The sequence below is a fragment of the Parabacteroides provencensis genome (assembly GCF_900232875.1).
Classification (GTDB): domain Bacteria; phylum Bacteroidota; class Bacteroidia; order Bacteroidales; family Tannerellaceae; genus Parabacteroides; species Parabacteroides chinchillae.
This window is the reverse complement of sequence record NZ_LT960512.1, coordinates 1-854: the sequence shown is the minus strand read 5'-3', so window position 1 is coordinate 854 and position 854 is coordinate 1. Positions and strand designations below refer to the sequence as shown.

Genomic DNA, 854 nt, shown 5'->3' with positions numbered 1-854 from the left:
CGAAGCCGCGCAAGCAGGCTTCAACTACGAACTGGTATCGAGTGATACAGACAGTTGTTCTGCGGATATGCCTTCCACCAAAGCGCCAACAACGCTGAAAAACGTCTACGCCCTCCTTTTTAAGAGCTGTACGGAGGCTGTGCCACCAAAAGTACCCGATGACAAGTTAACCGTTGCTGTTCCCGCGTAGGGTACGTCCGCGTCTGCGGCTATATTGTTCGTCATCACCAGTGTTTGAAAGTTTGCATAGTTTCCTGTGAAGTTCGCAAAGCTTCCTGTGCCTCCCGTGCTGGCGTAGCTGTTTGTTGCCGCATTGTCGTTTGCTACAATCACCAGTCGGCAACTTGTTGCTGCCGGATCAGCTACGTTTGTAAAGGTTACTATTTTGTTTGTGTTTGCCGTCATGGTTCCGATGTTGGCTCTGCCGTTGAACGTTCCGTCGCTCTTAAAAAGGAGGGCGTAGACGTTTTTCAGCGTTGTTGGCGCTTTGGTGGAAGGCATATCCGCAGAACAACTGTCTGTATCACTCGATACCAGTTCGTAGTTGAAGCCTGCTTGCGCGGCTTCGCTTCCCGGGGCTGCTTCGCGGATCAGCGCTCTCGTTTCCGGTATGGTTTCTACGCCGGTTTTGAGCGTAAGTGTCAGGGTGTGTCCTTTGGTGGGGTCTTTTTCTAGTCCGTCGTCGTCGTTGCAGGCGGTCAATGCAGGCAGCATTGCCAGCATTATTAGGAAACCGGCCGCGAGGTAGCGGGTTTTGATCGCTTTTGTTTGTTCCATAACTTTGAATTTAGAGAGTTAATATTAGGTTGAAAATTGAGAAATCCGTTCTGTAGAGCCTCTGTAGGCCTACGGAG

General features: G+C 50.7%; 1 protein-coding gene. It reads right to left on the bottom strand.

All coding sequences use genetic code 11. From position 1 onward, the window contains the following. Positions 1–105: 105 nt before the first annotated feature. On the bottom strand, positions 106–777 hold the full coding sequence (locus CTY47_RS16705) for a hypothetical protein (RefSeq protein ID WP_099465909.1): 672 nt from the start codon (positions 775–777) through the stop codon (positions 106–108). Positions 778–854 lie beyond the last annotated feature (77 nt).